19 protein-coding genes are annotated in these 17,940 nt (G+C 44.9%); 11 read left to right on the top strand and 8 right to left on the bottom strand.

All coding sequences use genetic code 11. From position 1 onward, the window contains the following. The first annotated feature begins 15 nt into the window (after positions 1 to 15). The 8 genes from AC0VXY_RS02850 (at position 16) to AC0VXY_RS02815 (ending at position 8,347) form a co-directional block, all read left to right on the top strand. On the top strand, positions 16 to 501 hold the full coding sequence (locus tag AC0VXY_RS02850; protein WP_475526821.1) for an acyl-CoA thioesterase: 486 nt from the start codon (positions 16 to 18) through the stop codon (positions 499 to 501). A gap of 271 nt (positions 502 to 772) precedes the next feature. Next, positions 773 to 1,750, top strand: a complete 978-nt coding sequence (locus tag AC0VXY_RS02845) for a BMP family lipoprotein (protein ID WP_475526820.1) — start codon at positions 773 to 775, stop codon at positions 1,748 to 1,750. Positions 1,751 to 1,771: 21 nt separating this feature from the next. Next, the gene (locus AC0VXY_RS02840) at positions 1,772 to 3,433 is read left to right on the top strand and encodes a methyl-accepting chemotaxis protein (protein ID WP_475526819.1); all 1,662 of its coding nucleotides are present in this window, start codon (positions 1,772 to 1,774) and stop codon (positions 3,431 to 3,433) included. Between the two features lie 456 nt (positions 3,434 to 3,889). Next, positions 3,890 to 4,894: a rod-share determining protein MreBH gene (mreBH, locus tag AC0VXY_RS02835; RefSeq protein WP_034761217.1), complete on the top strand. Its 1,005-nt coding sequence runs from the start codon at positions 3,890 to 3,892 to the stop codon at positions 4,892 to 4,894. A 191-nt stretch (positions 4,895 to 5,085) separates the two neighbouring features. Continuing rightward, the gene (locus AC0VXY_RS02830; RefSeq protein ID WP_475526818.1) at positions 5,086 to 5,649 is read left to right on the top strand and encodes an RNA polymerase sigma factor; all 564 of its coding nucleotides are present in this window, start codon (positions 5,086 to 5,088) and stop codon (positions 5,647 to 5,649) included. After that, positions 5,646 to 6,356 (top strand): anti-sigma factor, encoded by a 711-nt coding sequence (locus AC0VXY_RS02825; RefSeq protein WP_435993536.1) that lies wholly within the window; start codon positions 5,646 to 5,648, stop codon positions 6,354 to 6,356. Before AC0VXY_RS02830 ends, AC0VXY_RS02825 begins: the two co-directional genes overlap by 4 nt. Before the next feature lie 161 nt (positions 6,357 to 6,517). After that, positions 6,518 to 7,873, top strand: coding sequence for a copper amine oxidase (locus AC0VXY_RS02820; RefSeq protein WP_435993538.1), 1,356 nt, complete (start codon positions 6,518 to 6,520; stop codon positions 7,871 to 7,873). Between the two features lie 252 nt (positions 7,874 to 8,125). Beyond that, complete coding sequence (locus tag AC0VXY_RS02815; RefSeq protein ID WP_435993540.1) at positions 8,126 to 8,347, top strand: hypothetical protein; 222 nt, start codon at positions 8,126 to 8,128, stop codon at positions 8,345 to 8,347. Here the strand turns inward: AC0VXY_RS02815 and AC0VXY_RS02810 are convergent. The 8 genes from AC0VXY_RS02810 to queF form a co-directional block, all read right to left on the bottom strand. Next, the gene (locus AC0VXY_RS02810; RefSeq protein WP_475526817.1) at positions 8,298 to 8,447 is read right to left on the bottom strand and encodes a nitric oxide synthase oxygenase; all 150 of its coding nucleotides are present in this window, start codon (positions 8,445 to 8,447) and stop codon (positions 8,298 to 8,300) included. The two genes, AC0VXY_RS02815 and AC0VXY_RS02810, sit on opposite strands and share 50 nt — an antisense overlap. 139 nt (positions 8,448 to 8,586) lie before the next feature. Beyond that, on the bottom strand, positions 8,587 to 8,856 hold the full coding sequence (locus AC0VXY_RS02805) for a hypothetical protein (RefSeq protein ID WP_475526816.1): 270 nt from the start codon (positions 8,854 to 8,856) through the stop codon (positions 8,587 to 8,589). Continuing rightward, the gene (locus tag AC0VXY_RS02800; RefSeq protein ID WP_475526815.1) at positions 8,853 to 9,824 is read right to left on the bottom strand and encodes an NAD(P)/FAD-dependent oxidoreductase; all 972 of its coding nucleotides are present in this window, start codon (positions 9,822 to 9,824) and stop codon (positions 8,853 to 8,855) included. The genes AC0VXY_RS02805 and AC0VXY_RS02800 overlap by 4 nt, the downstream gene beginning before the upstream one ends. Positions 9,825 to 9,910: 86 nt before the next feature. Continuing rightward, the gene (gene abc-f / locus AC0VXY_RS02795; protein ID WP_475526814.1) at positions 9,911 to 11,785 is read right to left on the bottom strand and encodes a ribosomal protection-like ABC-F family protein; all 1,875 of its coding nucleotides are present in this window, start codon (positions 11,783 to 11,785) and stop codon (positions 9,911 to 9,913) included. A gap of 219 nt (positions 11,786 to 12,004) precedes the next feature. Continuing rightward, entirely contained in the window at positions 12,005 to 12,124 is a 120-nt protein-coding gene (locus AC0VXY_RS02790; protein ID WP_475526813.1) for an RAxF-45 family protein, read from the bottom strand. A 79-nt stretch (positions 12,125 to 12,203) separates the two neighbouring features. Beyond that, on the bottom strand, positions 12,204 to 13,841 hold the full coding sequence (locus AC0VXY_RS02785; RefSeq protein WP_475526812.1) for a DUF2339 domain-containing protein: 1,638 nt from the start codon (positions 13,839 to 13,841) through the stop codon (positions 12,204 to 12,206). A gap of 110 nt (positions 13,842 to 13,951) precedes the next feature. Continuing rightward, positions 13,952 to 14,800 carry a YitT family protein gene (locus tag AC0VXY_RS02780; RefSeq protein WP_435993554.1) on the bottom strand — a complete coding sequence of 283 codons (849 nt, stop codon included), beginning with the start codon at positions 14,798 to 14,800 and terminating at the stop codon, positions 13,952 to 13,954. A 324-nt stretch (positions 14,801 to 15,124) separates the two neighbouring features. Further along, positions 15,125 to 15,622: a preQ(1) synthase gene (gene queF / locus AC0VXY_RS02775; RefSeq protein ID WP_113968655.1), complete on the bottom strand. Its 498-nt coding sequence runs from the start codon at positions 15,620 to 15,622 to the stop codon at positions 15,125 to 15,127. A 346-nt stretch (positions 15,623 to 15,968) separates the two neighbouring features. Here queF and AC0VXY_RS02770 point away from each other — a divergent pair, with 346 nt between their 5' ends. From AC0VXY_RS02770 to AC0VXY_RS02760, 3 genes are all read left to right on the top strand, one after another. Beyond that, a complete protein-coding gene (locus AC0VXY_RS02770) occupies positions 15,969 to 16,619 on the top strand; it encodes a cobalamin B12-binding domain-containing protein (RefSeq protein ID WP_475526811.1) in 651 nt (216 codons plus the stop codon). Positions 16,620 to 16,725: 106 nt separating this feature from the next. Beyond that, positions 16,726 to 17,223, top strand: a complete 498-nt coding sequence (locus AC0VXY_RS02765) for a hypothetical protein (protein WP_435993558.1) — start codon at positions 16,726 to 16,728, stop codon at positions 17,221 to 17,223. A gap of 23 nt (positions 17,224 to 17,246) precedes the next feature. Then, complete coding sequence (locus AC0VXY_RS02760; protein WP_475526810.1) at positions 17,247 to 17,804, top strand: beta-class carbonic anhydrase; 558 nt, start codon at positions 17,247 to 17,249, stop codon at positions 17,802 to 17,804. Positions 17,805 to 17,940: the final 136 nt, after the last annotated feature.

Here is a 17,940-nt window from a genome sequence, read left to right as displayed (position 1 = left end):
AGAGAAAAAAAGTTTATGAAAGAAACGAAAACAAGTAAAACGACCCACGTTCTTCCACCTGACACGAACCATCATGGTACGCTGTTCGGTGGAAAACTGATGGCCTATATAGACGATGTGGCCTCCATTGCAGCCACCCGTCACGCCCGTAAGCCCGTCGTAACGGCTTCTACGGATTCCGTCGACTTTCTTCAGCCCATTAAAGTCGGAGACGCTGTTACATTGGAAGCGATCGTCACCTACACCGGGCGCAGTTCCATGGAAATTTGTGTGAAAGTGACCTCTGAAGTCCTTCTCACAGGAGAAACCAATGTGGCTGCCATTTCCTTCTTGACGTTTGTGGCCCTGGAAGGAAATAAGCCGGCGATCATTCCTGAAGTCGTGCCGGAAACAGAAGAAGAGAAATGGCTGAACGAAACAGCCCAAAATCGTGCCGAGCACCGTAAAGCACGCAAAAAACATAGTCAAGAGCTGGCGGAATTTTTCCGTAAAGCGTATTAGGATGGTGGGAGATGCTTGTTATAGAGCATCTCCTTTTTTTATGTGGCAAAGACAGCGTTCGCCGATATTCCTTCCCGCCCCCCCACCTATTCTTGTACGGAAACCTCTCCAAAACCTACTATTCTCTCCCATTCGCAACCAGACACGGCACATCCACGCTCCTTCCCCTACTTTTTTCCACATCTCCTTTAAAAATAGGTCCGTCCCTCCGATAATACAGAGGTACGGACATGTAACATGTCTTATTATCACCATATTTGGAGGTTTCGGTTTGAAAAATATTATCAGTATGTTTCTTCTTGTCATGCTTTTCGTGGCAGGGTGTTCTACGCCTATGACGGAAGAAACCAGCACAGAGAAACAGCAAAGTATCGGGATCCTTCTCTCAGACACAGGTCTTGGGGATGGCTCATTTAATGATTCTGCCTTCAGGGGGCTCGAACGTGCCCGTGACGAATTAGGTATTGTATTCGATTATAGAGAAGCTCCTGACGGAAATTTTGAAGGTGCCCTTCAGGAACTGGTTGAACAAGATCATGAACTTGTGATCGGACTTGGTTTTTCGATTCAGGAGGCACTTGAAAAGGTCGCAGCAGAAAACCCTGATCAAAAATTCCTATTGATCGACGGTTATTCAGAAATGGACAATATTACGTCGATTACATTTAAGGAACATGAAGGAAGCTTCCTTCTCGGTATGGTTGCCGCGATGAAAACCAAGACAGGGACGATCGGATTCATCAGCGGAGCCGATGTACCGGTCATCGCGCGCTTTGAAAAAGGATATATACAGGGTGCGAAATATATCAATCCCTCTATTAAAGTATTAAAGGACAATGCCGATAACTTCGGTGACGCAGAACTGGGCAGGCAGATTGCAGAGAAACAAATGAAACAGGGCGCGGACTTTATTTACCCGGCTGCCGGTTTTACAGGGGTAGGGGCCATCCAGGCTGCTCAAAAAGCAGGAAAATTATCTGGCGGAGTCGATTCAGATCAATATTTCATTGCTGAAAAATCCGTTGTCACTTCCATGGTCAAAAAAGTCGACAACGCCGTGTTTAATCTAACGAAAGAACTTATCAAGGACGGTAAAATCTCTCAACATGCTTATGAACTTGGCCTTAAAGAAGACGGTGTCGGTCTTGCCCCGATCCGCGTCACCAGTCTCTCTCCAGAAGAAACAAAAAAACTGGAAGACGCTAAAAACAAGATCATCTCGGGAGATATCACGATTACCCTGCCATAAATTCACCTAAGGAGCAAAGTCATGCCATTAAAAAAACGTTTACTGATCTTGGGGCTGATTCCCCTTGTCCTTTCGACCATTATTATCGGCTACATCGTTTCTCAGTTAATTTCACTCCAGAATTCTGCAAAGGAAGATGTGCAGGTGCTGCTTGAAACGGAAACATTACGAGGGGATCTCATCGTTACGAAACAAGCCCTTTCGAACTACTCGGTCAATTCGACGGAAGAAAATAAACAAATGGTAGAAAGCTTATTGGAACAAACCACGGCTCAAATCACTGAGTTGAAGAAACTTATTTCCATTAAAAATCAAACACAGACCCTGTCTTCCATCGAGTCCAAATTCACCGAACTGAAGTCGGCTTCGGATTCCGCTCTAGGTGAAATGAACAAAGCAGAGATCAAGCGGCAGTCGATACGTATTTCCGGGGTTCTGAACGATATGTATCTACTGAATAAACAAACAAATGAGTGGTACCAAGGTCTATTAAAAGAGAACAAGCGTGAAATCCAGTTCATCGTCTGGGCTTCGGTCATCGGTTTCATCGTGACGATCCTCCTCTCTCTTTTGGCATCTAACGTGCTTACAAGGAGAATCGTTAAGCCATTGAACCGGATGGTAGAAAACGCTGAAAAAATGGCCGATGGAGATTTAACGATCTCAATCGACCCAGTTAAAGAGAAGAACAGCAGATTCGAAGTCGATAAGCTGCAAACGGCGTTTCACCATATGGTCAATAATCTTCGGAAAACGGTCCAATCCGTCCATGACATCGGATCCAATGTAGAAAGATTCACACAAGATGTCCGTTCTCAAATGTCGAATCTGACAGAAAGCAGCAACCAGGTGGCACTTTCCACGGAGGAGCTCGCCAAAGGGAGCCAATCGATTTCTGAGGATATTCAATCCACCGCTTCCCTTATGGCTGTGATGGGTGATGACTTTGCCCAGAATGTCGAACAGAGTGCAGAATCTGCCGAGAGTAGCAAAGTCGCAATGACATCTATAGGAAACGGACGAACTTCCTTAAATAAGCAGCAGGAATTTGCCGAGATGATTGCCGAATCTTCGTCCTCTATCATGGACTCGGTTGAATCCTTTGCCCAATATACGGGGGAAATCGAGAATGCCGCCGAGGCGGTCAGGGAAATTGCAGATCAAACGAATCTCCTTGCCTTGAATGCAGCGATCGAAGCCGCCCGGGCAGGAGACGCCGGGAAAGGATTCGCCGTTGTGGCTCAGGAAGTCCGGAAGCTTGCGGAAGACTCATCCGTTGCCACAGAGCGGATCGGAAGCATGGTGGGAAATATTAAACAGGGTATTCAGTCCATCATGGATGCTTCCCATAAAGGGAAAACCCTTTCCACCCAGCAGGTGGATTCCATGAGTGTGACGGAGCAGGCTTTTGAAGAGATTTCTGAAAACGTTTCTACAATATTCGATAATCTCGCCAAGCTCGAGAGCGGAATGCTTGCCTCTTCTGAGCGCACCAATCAGGTGATTGCCGCCATTGAAAACATTTCAGCCATCACGGAAGAAACCGCAGCCGGTACAGAAGAAATTTCTTCATCCACGGAAGAACAGCTTCGATACTTTGAACGTATGAATGAGCAAGTTGGCGAATTGAACAAGATGACGGCGGACATGAAGAAAGAATTGGAGCATTTTACGCTTTCATAGAATGAGAGGATGCCTTGTGATGGGGCATTCTCTTTTTTTATTGTGGCAAAGACAGCTTTCGCCGATAAATTGAAGATTCGCTGATATCCCCTTCCCGAAGTCCCGGGTATCTCTCACATTCCACTCAACTTCCACATTCCGACAATAACCTCACACCATTACCCTATACTCCCCTTCCCCCACCCTTAAATACTAGTCAAAATCACCCCTGTGATTATTACAGAACGTTTAAATTTTTTTAACGAACAAAAAGGGAAGTTCCGTCCCTATATACGTATCTGGGTATGCGAAAAGGCTTTGTAGAAACGTTTTGTTTTTTGAAGGGCGCTTTCATATCTGTCATAGTTTGTAACAATTTGTCGGTGGTAAATATCTCCACCTTCATAACCCCCGAAAATCTCCTATACTGTATAGAAGGTTATAGTGTGTAGAATTCTTATAGTTGGAGGAATACTGATGTTATCAAACTCTGAAATTGGGATCGATTTAGGAACAGCAAATATACTTGTTTATAGTAAAAATAAAGGAATTATACTTAATGAGCCATCTGTAGTGGCGATTGACACTGAAAACAAAACGGTTTTGGCCGTTGGTACTGAAGCCAAAAGCATGATCGGGAAAACACCGGGCAAGATTGTAGCGGTTCGCCCTCTTAAAGATGGTGTGATTGCCGACTTTGATGTGACGACTGAAATGTTGAAGCAAGTGATGAAAAAAGCAAGCAAAAAACTTGGATTTTCTATCCGCAAACCGACTGTTGTCGTATGTACGCCTTCCGGTGCGACAAGTGTCGAGAGAAGAGCGATTCAGGATGCTGTGAGAGGAAGCGGAGCGAAATCCGTGACCCTTATCGAAGAACCTGTAGCTGCCGCGATCGGAGCAGACTTACCAGTCGGAGAGCCTGTTGCCAACGTCATCGTTGATATCGGTGGTGGAACGACGGAAGTTGCGATCATCTCTTACGGTGGTGTGGTTTCTTGTAACACGATCCGTATCGGTGGAGACCAAATGGATGAAGATATCGTCCAGTACGTTCGTAAACGTTATAATCTCCTGATCGGTGAAAGAACGGCTGAATTGGTGAAAATCGAAGTAGGTCAGGCATTGATCGACCATGAGGAAAGAACGATGGATATTCGTGGACGTGATCTTGTCACTGGTCTTCCTAAAACGATTGAACTGTCATCGAATGAAATTCAGGATGCATTGAAGGAATCCCTCCTTCACATCTTGGAGACGATCCGTGCGACATTGGAAAATTGCCCTCCTGAACTGAGTGGGGATATTGTCGACCGCGGTGTGATTCTGACTGGTGGTGGAGCATTATTGAACGGACTTCAAGATTGGTTGAGCCAGGAAATCGTTGTACCGGTTCACTTAGCTCCTAACCCCCTTGAATCAGTTGCCATTGGAACAGGACGTTCACTCTCCGTGATTCACAAACTGCAAAAAGTAAAATAAGAAAGAAGCCATCCCCCATTCGTTGGGGGATTTTCTTATACCCAAAACTTCAAACTCATCTATATACCCCACTTACAATTTTTCAAACATTTGTGATCCAAATCCTTACTACCCTCGTTAGCTTATTAAAATTGAGTTCCGCTCCGTTGTTTAGTATCCTTATTTTATATGTCAAATATAAGGAGCGTACTATGCCCAATGACCGTCAGGATTTAGAACTATATCAACAAGTTTTGGCAAAAGATTCGACTGCATTACGACAGCTTTATCAGCAATATGAAAAATTGATTTATTCCTTTTCATATAAAATGACAGGAGACCGTGAGATCGCGGAGGAAGTGATCCAGGAGGTTTTCATGAAGCTCTGGAAGAAGCATTCTCCCTATGACCATAGCAAAGGGAAATTTTCATCATGGTTGTTGACGATGACACGGAACACCTACCTCGATGCCATTCGCAAACGAAAGAAGCATGAGTCTGTTGAATATATAGAAAAAGACTCCCTTCAGGTCACCTATGAAACGCCCGCCGATCAATTGGAGTGGAAAGAAAAAGGGAATGCGATCAGGGATTGCATACAAACCTTGAAAGAGGATCAGCAAAAAATCGTGCAACTTTTCTACTTTAAAGGATTGACTCAAGCATCCATCGCTGAATCCACAGACACTCCACTCGGGACGGTTAAAGGAAGGATCCGTTTAGCTCTTAAACATTTACACACGTGTCTAAAAGGGAAAGGAGGTACATTCGAATGACCACACAACCATGCGATCATTTACTGGATTACTACAACGGACATTTATCTGAACTCGAGAAAGCTCAATTTGAGAAACATCTGAAGATCTGCCCCCAGTGTCAGGAGGAACTTCATGAACTGGAGCAGTTAATGGACTATATGCCGTTCGCATCTGATGTTGTCGAACCTCCCAAGGACCTTGAAGACCGTGTGATGGCCGGCATTCTCGGAGAAGAGAAACGAACCGCAAATGTCGAGCCTCCGTCCAAAAAGAAAACATGGTTCCTCCCTTCTGTCGCTGCCGCTCTATTCCTTTCCTTGATCGGGAATGCCTATTTATTTTCACAGCTTGAAGATCAGGATGAAGTCGTGGAACAGGCAACGATTGATCAGGTCGTACAATATGTCGATCTGGCTGCAGTCAACGGAACCGCCAAGGGAACCGCAAGCATCATCAAGCAGGGTGCACAAACAAGCATGGTCGTCCAGGCTTCTGAACTGCAGGAACTTTCAAATGATGAGGTGTATCAGGTATGGCTCATTAAAGATGATAAGCCTGAGCGCGCCGGTACATTCGTCACCAGCAAGGACGGAAAAGGTTCGGTTGTATTCAAATTCAACGAAGAGTTTACGAAGAAAGATTGGGACACGGTGGCGATCACCCTTGAGCCCGATGCCAATAGCCAGCTTCCACAGGGGGACATCGTGTTAGCTTCCGACATTTAAAACATTTTCATACCTCTTTCCCGTCCGGCAGTCCTTTACTGCCGGGCTTTTTTTTGCCCATAAAAAAGAATTTAAAAAAAGTGTTCAAAAAAGTGATCCATGTTTCAACCTCTGTCGTTAGCTTTATGAAAATATAAAAAACCAAAAGGAGAGATACCATTATGAAAATGAAAAAAAGTTATTTAGCCGTCCCATTAAGTATGACACTACTGATTCCAACTGCAGGTGCTGTATCAGCACATAACGGTGAAGATCATTCACATGACGCTAAAGTAGATACGCCGGCTGGAGAATTAAGAACCACACTGGATCGCTTACTTACAGAACATGCATACTTAGCCGTTGAAGCCATGAGACGCGGAGCAGAAGGCGCTGAAGATTTCGACGCAGCAGCTGGTGCATTAAATGATAACGCAGCCGATTTAAAAGGCGCGATTGCCTCCGTTTATGGTGAAGAAGCTGGAAATCAGTTCAACACGATCTGGACCAATCATATCGGATACTTCGTTGATTATGTCAAAGCGACGGGTGCTAATGATCAGGCTGCAAAAGATGAGGCCCTTAAGAATCTATCAGGATATAAAGAAGAATTCTCTAATTTCCTTGAGACAGCCACTGGTGAACGATTAAAATCGGATAGTCTGGCAGAAGGACTTCAAATGCATATCAATCAACTCATTGGTGCATTCGATAGTTATGTAGCAGGAGATTATGAAAAGGCTTACGAGTATGAGCGTGAAGCGATCGGACATATGGGAATGGTAGCAAAAGGACTATCAAGTGCGATCACAGACCAATACCCGGACAAATTCGAAAATACGATGGCGGTAACACCGGCAACGGATTTACGCTCTACGCTTAACCATCTTTTAACAGAGCATGCTGCCCTTGCGACGATGGCAATGCAAAACGGAATAGACGGTTCTAAAGACTTCGATGCTTCCGTCAATGCCCTGAATGCCAACACCGAAGACCTTTCAGCAGCTATTGCTTCTGTATACGGTGAAGATGCCGGGAACCAATTCAAAGACATGTGGTCCAAACACATCGGATTCTTCGTGGACTATGTAAAGGCGACCGGTGCTGAAGATGAAGCCGCAAAAGAAGAAGCAATCAAGAATCTTGACGGCTACCGTGCTGAATTCTCTAAATTCCTGGAAACAGCCACAGACGGCCGATTAGAATCAGACGCTCTTGCAGATGGCCTTCAGATGCACGTTGAACAACTGATTGGTGCTTTTGACAGCTATGCGGCCGGCGACTATGAAAAAGCGTGGGATGGAATCCGTATGGCATATGAGCATATGCTGAACCCTGCAAAAGGTTTATCAGGAGCTTTCGCTGATCAATTCCCTGACAAATTCAAAGCGAACATGCCTTCTGAAATGCCTAATACCGGTATGGGGGGAACGGCTGAAGACAATGGATTCCCATTCGAATACCTTCTTGCAGCACTATTGATCATCGCGGGTGGTACAACCCTTGGAATGAAAAAATATGCTTCACACAAACAATAATCTTTAACATGAGAGGGACGGACCTATAATAGGTCCGTCCCCCAGTGTGAAGATGAAAGGAGTGGCTTCACATAATGTATACTATGGGGGTTGTACTACTTGTGCTTGTACGATTGCCCATTTTCTCCTGTTCTTGTCCATAATAATCACTTTCACCTTAACACCTTAAAGCAGCTCGGCTTCTTCCGATGCTGTTTTTTTATGGATATTTTTAGAAGAAAAAGAAACCCTACTAGTAAGGAAGGTGATAGCATGAATGAGGAGCAGTTGGAAGATTTGTTTCAATTTTACGGATATGATGATTTGTACAAACGATTTAAGACTCCCCTTTATGTCACGGGGATCATGGATGATGCCGACGCCGGACTGATCGAGGATTTCTTTGAGAACTTCACATTCGATGGTCCTGTACTATTCGACGAGTTCAGGTTCTGGTTTCAATATTATGAAGTGTCCAAGCGGCCGCCGTTATGATCGGTACGCCATGCCACTTCAGTCCAAGGTCCCCGAACCAGTCAAATTCAGGGTGACGAAGAGGTACCTGAAGGGCAAAATGCGGTTTAACTACCCTCATCTCTGGTGGCTGATCCCCAAATTTGTACGACCCAGGGGAGAACATCAAAAAAAGGAGGAAGTGTTCCATGCGCCATCGAAGTACATTTCCCCCAAAGTTTTTCCTTGGGACATTTGAACAACCGTTGAATTTTAGAGGGTTACCGCTTTTTCATAGCATAGATACTCCTGGTCCCTTTATCCATTTCTTCCTCAAAATAATCCCTGCTTGGGTACTGGTCATTCCATTGCAGCAAGTCCTTTTCATCAAGATCATGTTTACATCTGATATATACGTCCATAACCGTGTCAATCTGCTCTTTCGTTGCCTGTCTTAATTGTATGTTCATGAAATTCCCCTGCTTATCGTTTAGTTTATGTACCTTTTTGTAGTGTTTGTTCAGAATATGGTCGTTATACGGACCGATCATATTCCCTTCAGCTTCTCTGCCAGGCCGTCACCTGCAGACACCCCCGATAAATAGGCACTCTCAAACCGCGTGCGTCCGGCTTCATCATTCTCCCGGAGGAAAGCATCCCCACATAGGATGATCCGTCCTTCTTCACCCACATCCACGAAAGGAGTGCGGACCACAACTTCTGCTTCGGCATACTTCCATCGTTTCAACTGAGCTCCTGTCACCGCGCTTCCTTTTTCAAGATAGCTCTCCGCCACCTCTTGAATTTCCCCTAAGATAGCGTCGTCCTCAAGCCTTTCGTTACGCTTCGACCAATCCCCCTTCATATATACACTGACTGTAACAGTGGAGGAAATGCCTTTCTTATTGTGATCCACCACCCGCTCCACACCGTCAGGGAGCCCTTCATCCACATGACCTGGTGACGAGATTCGGCTTGCTCCGTCAAAGGTGAACATGCCCACGAAGCAGGGGGCAAAAGAAATAGTGGGGAGGCGTGACTGTGCCGTTTCCGTAAGCAACTGTATGGCCTGGGGTGCGGGAGCCGTCACGACGCAATGGTTCGTCAGGATCCTTTCTCCATTTTCAAGTTCCACTTCCAGAGGCCCGTCCCTCCCGTCTCGAATGGAAGATACCCTGGCGTTCAGTTTGACAGGGATGGTTACTGCCAGTTGTTTCGCGAGGGTGTTCATGCCGCCTGGGGATGTGTATCTGGGGTAGGGATTGCCAAACCAGCGTTTCACCCACCCTGCTTCCAGCCACTTCCCTACATCCTCTTGCAGTTCCGGGGAACGGACCGTGAAGAACTGGGCTCCATGATCTGCTTTTCCTTCCCCGATCCGCCTTGTGGCAAGCCTCCCACCGACACTTCTGCTCTTCTCCACTATGAGGATATCCTCTACCCCTTTTTTCATCAGCGTCCTGGCTGCCATGATACCTGACAGGCCGCCTCCAATGATGATCACTTCTTTGGTTTCCATGTTTTCTCATCCTCTCTTTGTTTCATTATACGAATGTAACCTGAAAGATTGGAAGGGAGATGACTCCATCCGTCATCTCCCTTTCCCTAAGCCAATAATTCTTCTAAATCCTGATACATTTTGTTCCGGTCCCGTTCCTTCTGTTCTTTTTCCCTGTACAACTCCTGTATGACATCCAGGTCTCCTTGTAAGAGAAGCTTCTCTTCAATGGCAAAGATCTCTTCTTCTACCTTTTCAAGCCCGGCTTCGATTTCTTCCATCGTTCGGGAAGGCTTCTCCGGGACTGCTTTTGGCCTCGCTTCCTTCACCACCTGTACGACAGGCACTTCCGGTGCGAGTTCAGGCAGCTTCTCCTTCGCCCAGCTGTAAGGCCCGTCAAAGAAATAAAGCTCACCCTGGTGGATCCAATAGGTTTTCTTAAATAGCTTATTCAAAAAGTACCGGTCATGGGAGACGGCGAGGATCGTGCCATTGAAATCCTCCAATGCATCCTCCAATACTTCTCTTGAATCAATGTCCAAATGATTCGTCGGCTCATCGAGTACAAGGAAGTTGATGTCCTGGTGCATAAGCTGGGCAAGTCTTAGCCTCATCTTTTCCCCGCCGCTCAGCTGCCCCACCTTTCGGAACACATTCGGTCCATAAAATAAGAATTTGGCGAGTATATGCCGGGCATCCCCTTCTGTTACCGGTACCTCTTCCCTGAACGCATCGATCAACCGGACAGTCGGGTCTGCCACCGTAAAGTGCTGGGAAAGATAGCCGAGTTTCACATTGCTTCCGATTTTTACCACACCACTATCCGAGGATTCTTCCCCGAGAAGCATCTTGATGATGGTGGATTTCCCTGCACCATTCTGACCGACGATGGCGGTTCGGTCCTTGAAGTGGACGTGAAGGCCCGCATTCTCAAATAAAATCTTTTCCCCGTAGGCTTTCGAAACCTCCTCCATGGAAAATACGATTTTCCCGCTCCGGTCCGTTTCTTCAAATTCCAGCCCAATTTTCTTGCGGTCCAGGATCGGCCGCTTGATCTTCTCCATCCGTTCCAATGCTCTTTCCATATTCCTCGCCCGCTTGTGCAGGGCCTCATTCGGTGGGTTCGCCTGATTCGCCCATTCCCTCAGCCTTTTGATGGCCTCCTTCATCTTCTTGATTTTCTTCTGCTGCTCCTGGTACGCCTGGAACTCGATCATCAGGCGCTCTTCCTTTTCCTTTACAAATCCTGAGTAGTTCGTATGGTAAATGGTCAGCTCCCCGTCCTCCAGGTCATATACCTTTGTAATGACGTGATCGAGGAAATAGCGATCATGGGAAATGCAGACCACGGTCCCATCATATTCTTTCAAGAAATCCTCAAGCCACTCAACCGCCCCGATATCCAGATGATTCGTCGGTTCGTCAAGAAGCAGCAGGTCCGGCTTCTCGAGGAGGATCAGACCGAGGCAAAGCTTTGTCTGCTCCCCGCCGCTGCACGCATTGAACTCCTTCTCGACCAGTTCCCCAATGGAGAGACCGTTCACGATCTTCGCAATATCGGACTCGATCTCATATCCTCCAGAAAGGGTGAATTGATCCTGAAGCTTTCCGTATTCTTCTAGTAACCGGTTGAGAGTATCCGGGTTCTGTTCATTCCCCATTTTATTTTCAAGTTCTTTTAACCGGTGACCGATCTGGATCAGTTCAGAAAACGCTGAACGCAACACATCGATTCCTTTCGTACCTTCCTTATACTGTGGAATCTGAGCCAAGTACCCCACCTTTGCTCCTTTTTTCAGATGAATGAGCCCCTTATCCGGATCTTCCACCCCTGACAATAATTTAAAGATGGTCGTCTTCCCTGTCCCATTCCGCCCAACAAGGCCAATTCGGGCTCTCTCGGGTATTTCAAAGCTCAAATCCTCAAATATCAAGTGACCACCAAACATTTTACTTAGTTCCTGTGCGCTGCAAATTATCATTTTCCTCTTCCTTTCAAGTATCTATTTAGAGGTAAGAGGTTCATAAAAAAAGCCCTGGGGGAGCAGAAGGCTCGCCCAGGGCTTTACAGAAATGCGGGATTGACTGCACCGCACTTCCACTTTCATAAAAGAAGGGACAAAAAAAGAGAGCGAAAACGCCCCCTTTTTCCGATTCTTTAAAGAAAGTGATTGGAATTGAGACCTCTTACCGTTCAGTATTCATATCCAATTGCTGAAAAAGGGCATACGTGTCCCCTTAAGCGCAAATGCATGAAAAATTGCACGGCAAATGTAAATATAGTCTAAATACTTCCCACGCAATCCTACAGAACGATTCATCTCAATTCCACCTCCTTCTTCATTACACGAATGTTGATACCATCATTATATAATTATTCTGAAAGCTTTTGCAATGTGTTTATTCTTTTTTATACAGAATCCTTGATAGCACAAGGCCGATTACGCCGATCGGAATCAGAATCATCGCACGGATCGTGAAATCGAGGAAAACAAGATCGGCAAGGAAAAACTTCAACAGAGCCAGGGCAAGGAAGATGATTCCCACCCACCGGTAGAACATGTCCTTTCTGCTTTCCCCATAAATGAGATACCCGATTGACAGCGCGGCAATCGCGACGGTGAAGGCTGTCGTCCGCGGGGTGTAATCCCAGTCGATGACGATGAACTCGGTCAATCTCAGGATGAAGAACATCACGAGCCCGGTCAAGACGACTTTCAGCGTGGTCATTGACACGTTCAGGAAAGAGGATTCCTGCTGATTGAAATGGGAAAACAAATAGACATAGGCAAATGCCAGGATGAAAATCGGCAGTTCAACCGCAAAGAAGTCGGCTTGTGATCCTGTCACCATTCCAAGAAATGAGAACAGCATCAATAACAAGGAACCTGCAAGGCTGACATAACTCTCTCTTCTCCCCGCCAGCCACAGAAGGGTATTGGCTTGTATAGCAATCAATACGAAGCGCCAATCGTATTCAAACAGCTCAAACAGGAAAAGAAGCATATGCAGGAATCCGAGTACGAGCAAAGTATCCTTCGTTCTCTTCATTTCCTTCGGTTCAATAAAGGCAGCCCCGATATAAACGCCTGCAAAGATGACATAGTAGATATGAGGTATCGTCGAATAAACATCATTCAGCAATCCCAAAAGGATGAAACTGCCCGTCACGAGGGCCGGTATCATCTCAGCGGTCACCCGTTCATCCCGGTTAAGGACGATCAGGAGCAGGATATACGCATGCTGAATGGCAAATGGGATGAGGACGGTCAGTGTAATCTCCCCGACGCCAAATGCCGCAAAGAAAAACAGTGAAAAATACAGTAAATAATAATGAATATTCCAGGCTATCCGGTACCTTTTCAACGTACTGAACGTCATCAATACGAAGAACAGCACAAGCTCATAGCCGTAAAACAGCCACTCATTCCGCTCATCCCCTGCGAAAATGAACGGAAACAGGTATGCCCCTGCCCCTATCAAACAAAGAATCAGTTGAGAACTGTGCTTATGAGACGCCCACAGTCCCACAGAAATAATAAGGATTAATAAGAAATTCGTGATGAGGCCACCTATATAACCGTATAGGATATTAGCCGAAAATAATGTAATGATGGCGAGGACGATGCTTCCCGAAAGAAACGTAATGGATAATCTACGCTGATCCCGGCTGAACCTTTCACCAAGCGCATACATCACGATACTGATCACGCCACCCGTCAACACCCGGAGCCCCGGTGAGACCCATCCGTTTTGAGAAGCCGCCATGAATCCCCAAATGCTTCCTATGAGTAGAACGAACAAGAATACTTTCGGGAGCCAGCGTTCGACTGAGAAATCAAAAGGTTCTTTTTCCAAGATGGGCTGTCCTGATTCAGCAGGAATTGGTTTTTCAGGTTCCGGGTAGACCTCTGCTTTTTGGATGACAGGTGACTCATTTTCACTCTTTGCCTGAATCAACTGCCGTTTCACGAGATAAAGCTCTTTTTCCAGAAAGTTGATTTTTTGTTCCAACCTCTTCAGTTCTTCCTTTTCCATACTTCCACCCCCCTACTTCTATTTATACAGGAAGTATGGAATATTTTCCTATATTTTTTTGCTAGCCACGATAAAAAAACTCCACCCTATAAGCAGATGGAGTTTCGTTTCTATGCTAATCGTTTAAAGTTTTGCCCAAGAATTTCGTTCATCGTGTGAACGGTGATGAACGCACGGTTATCGACCTGGGTGATGAAGCCTTTCAGCTTGGTGAAGTCCTTGCGTCCAAGGATGGTCGTGATGACTTCCTTTTCATCGGACGTGAACGCTCCCGTTGCCGTATGGATCGTCGCCCCTTTTCCAAGTTCGTGAACGATATACGACTTGATCTCATCACTGTAACGGCTGATGATCACAATCTCTTTATTTGAATTGAACTGCTGCAGTGCATAATCGATAACCAGTCCGTTCAGGATGACACCGAAGAATGCATACATTCCGACTTGCGGTCCGAATAATACAGCTGAGGACATGGCGATTGATAAATCGGCCAATAATACGCCTCTGCCTACATCTATATTGAAATATTTATTAAAGATCAGGGCCACGATATCCGTTCCACCCGTTGATGCCTGCTGGTTGAACACAATCGCCATACCGATTGCGGCAATGCATTGACCGATGATCAGTTGAATCAAGATATCATCACTTAGTGGTGCACTCATCGGAGCAACTGTCTCGAGTAGCCAGACATAGAATGAAAGGGCGAAACTCGCGTAAATCGTTTTCGCACCGAAATTAAAACCGAGAAAAATCACACCGACAATAAACAGAATGATATTGATGATAATCATGAACAGTCCAAGAGACAAACCTGGGAACAGATCGTTCATGATGATCGACAATCCACTAACTCCCCCTGTCGCTAAATTATTGGGCGATAAGAAAAAATGGACATTCACCGAAACAAGAAACGCCCCAAGATTCATCATTAAGAAGGAAAATATTCTTTGTCGCATCACCGCAACCTCCTTTTTCTTTAAAATTTATTTTGGTTATCCGTAAATAGTTGAACAACGGGATTATAAAGCCCATCAAGCCTCTTTGTAAAGGGAATCCGGACAAAAAAATAAGGTTTAATAATTGTGAAAATTGGAAGGGTTTTCAGATGTGATGAGGACAAGGATTAGGTTTAGAGATTTATTTTCAGGGTAAAGGGGGAATTTTAGCTGATTTGTTGAAAAATCCGGCCATTCCGACGAACAATCCAGCCGTTTCGGTTTAACAAAAAATCCATATAAAAAACAAAAAAACGATCCCTTTTCAGGAATCGCTCTTACACTTTATCGATTATCGATTTTCTCCGGATACAAATCATGGTTCATTAAGCGATGGTCTGCCATCGTCTCATATTTCGTCCCTGGCTTTCCGTAGTTACAGTATGGATCGATGCTGATTCCTCCACGCGGGGTGAATTTCCCCCATACTTCGATATAACGGGGATCCATCAGTTCGATGAGATCGTTCATGATGATGTTCATGCAGTCTTCATGGAAATCACCGTGATTACGGAAGCTGAACAGATAGAGCTTGAGAGATTTACTTTCCACCATCTTTTCACCAGGGATGTAGCTGATATAGATGGCAGCAAAATCCGGCTGACCTGTTTTCGGGCAGAGACTGGTGAATTCAGGACAATTGAATTTCACGAAATAATCCCGGTTCGGATGCTTATTATCGAATGCTTCCAAGATGTGTGGAGCATACTCGAACAAGTAATTTGTCCCTTGATTCCCTAATAATGATAAATCTGTTAAATCTTCGTCTTTTCTTCCTGACATGTAAAAATCCTCCCCTTCAGAGTGCCTCGAATGAAGGAGGACATAGCATTAGCCTAAGAATCGACATAACAGGCAGGTAAATTGAAAAAAATGTTATATCCTGTTATGCTTAAAGGATAACATGTTTAAGAAAACCCCTTGTTAGATTCATAAAACCATAGTTTTTTATAGAGGGTTAATGCTATGAACCTCTCTCAGGTACTTGAGCGATAATTAGTGTTACAGAGGTTATATTAAATAAGAATTTTGGGAAAGTCAATCCAATTATAGGTTGAAATTTGCAGCAGGAATTTCGATTCTATCTATGGAATATAGTAATTGGTATTTTTGCTGGGAGTGATGATGAATGAATCAGCTGGTCAAGGCTTTCACCAAGTCTATTCTCGCAGGAGACGTGCATTCATTACTGGAACTGCATTCGTCTTCCATCGATTCAAAGATAGATAATTTTACGTTTTACGAGAAAATCATTAAACCATCTATGTATAGAATTGGTGAGCTTTGGGAGAAAAATCAAATTACCGTTGCAGATGAACATTTAGCTACTGCAACCCTTAAATATTTACTTGCTACTGTTTTTACCCATCAAGAAGCTTTAGAAAACCAACCTAAAGCTCTTTTATTTTGTATTGAGGGTGAACATCACAGTTTGGGACTGGAGCTTGCAAACGAAGTATTCAAAGAAAAGCAATGGAATACCCGTTACTTGGGAGCCAACGTCCCTGTCAGAGATGCGTTAACCTTCATTAGCGCCTGGAAACCCCATGCCATTGGTATATCCATTGGTATGACGACGGAACTGACCCGATTAAAAGAGTGCATCGAAGAAATCAGAGCGCATCATCAGGAGATTGACATTCTCGTCGGTGGCAGACTCGTCTCCCACTACTCTCTTGATTTCTTGGAAAAATCAAAGGTGACAAGCTTTTATGACTTGTTGGAACTCAATGAGTATCTTAACGATATGTCCAACGGGCTTGTTTCCCTGAAGGGCTAACTCCTTAATCACATACAGCCGACAATATAAGGTTCTGGATTTCGTATCATTCGTCTTTGTACGAGACGCAGAGTGACGTCCGGAACCTTCTCTAAGGAGTGATCATGTGGAAAATTTACACCTATGCCCTATTCCATATCTATTACTGGATAGGCAGTTTAACTTAATAGATGCTTCAAATTCCGGCTATGACTTCTTGATGCCCGGCGAAAACTTCATGTCCATCGTGGAAGAAGAAAGTTCACCAAAGTTTGCCCGGATCATTCATAAACATCCAAAAGGCGAAATGGAACTGAATCTAAAGAAAAAGGATTCATTTGAGCTATTCGACATCTTCTTTCAGTTTTCAGATGTTCAGCAGTATTTCCATGTTGCCCTTATTGCCAAGGATCATCAATACAAAAAAGTATCCGAGCAAATGAACGGCTTGTTCGATTTGATGGGTAATCCCGCTTATTCGAGGAAAGAACCGAACCTCACAGAAGCACTGGCGAAAATTTCTTCTCTATTTTTAAAACTTTCCAATACATCTGATTGGAATCGGCAAGAAGTTATGGATAAAATAAAAGAGATAGAACATCACATTCAACAAAATGTGAAATAATTTTATTTTATAGGAGAGACAATATGACTTTATTAACGAACATACTTGATTACAACCAACAATTTGTAGAAGAACAATCGTATGAAGAGTACCGGACCACCAAGTTCCCGGACAAACGCTTAGTGATTCTTACCTGTATGGACACTCGTTTAGTAGAGCTGCTCCCTAAATCCATGAACATGAAAAACGGAGATGTAAAAGTCGTCAAAAACGCAGGCGCCATCGTAAGCCACCCGTTCGGCAGCATCATGCGCAGCCTCCTCGTCGCGGTCTATGAACTCCAGGCAGATGAAGTACTTGTCATCGGCCACCACGACTGCGGCATGAGTGCCATCAACAGCAACGGCATCCTCGATAAAATGAAGGAACGCGGGATTCCGGAAGAAACACTCGACACCGTCAACTACTCCGGAATCGACCTTCACGACTGGTTGAAAGGCTTCAGCTCCGTACAGGAAAGCGTCGCCCACAGTGTCGACATGATCAAGAACCATCCATTGATGGACAAAAAGATTCCCGTTCACGGCCTAGTCATCAGCCCCGAAACCGGAAAACTTGATTTGGTAGTCGAAGGGTACTAAGAAAAGCGGAGGCGGCTTGAATAGAGGCGACAAGCATAACTGTTTAAAAAACCATGAAGGCGAATTCTCCTTCATGGTTTTTTTGTATCCTTTAGAGGGACGGACCTCAAAATCACACCTATTTGTGAGGTAAACC

This window comes from Rossellomorea sp. QJM3NY_18, from assembly GCF_056173145.1.
Note: the sequence above shows the minus strand (reverse complement) of the source record. Positions and strands in the feature narration are given on the sequence as shown.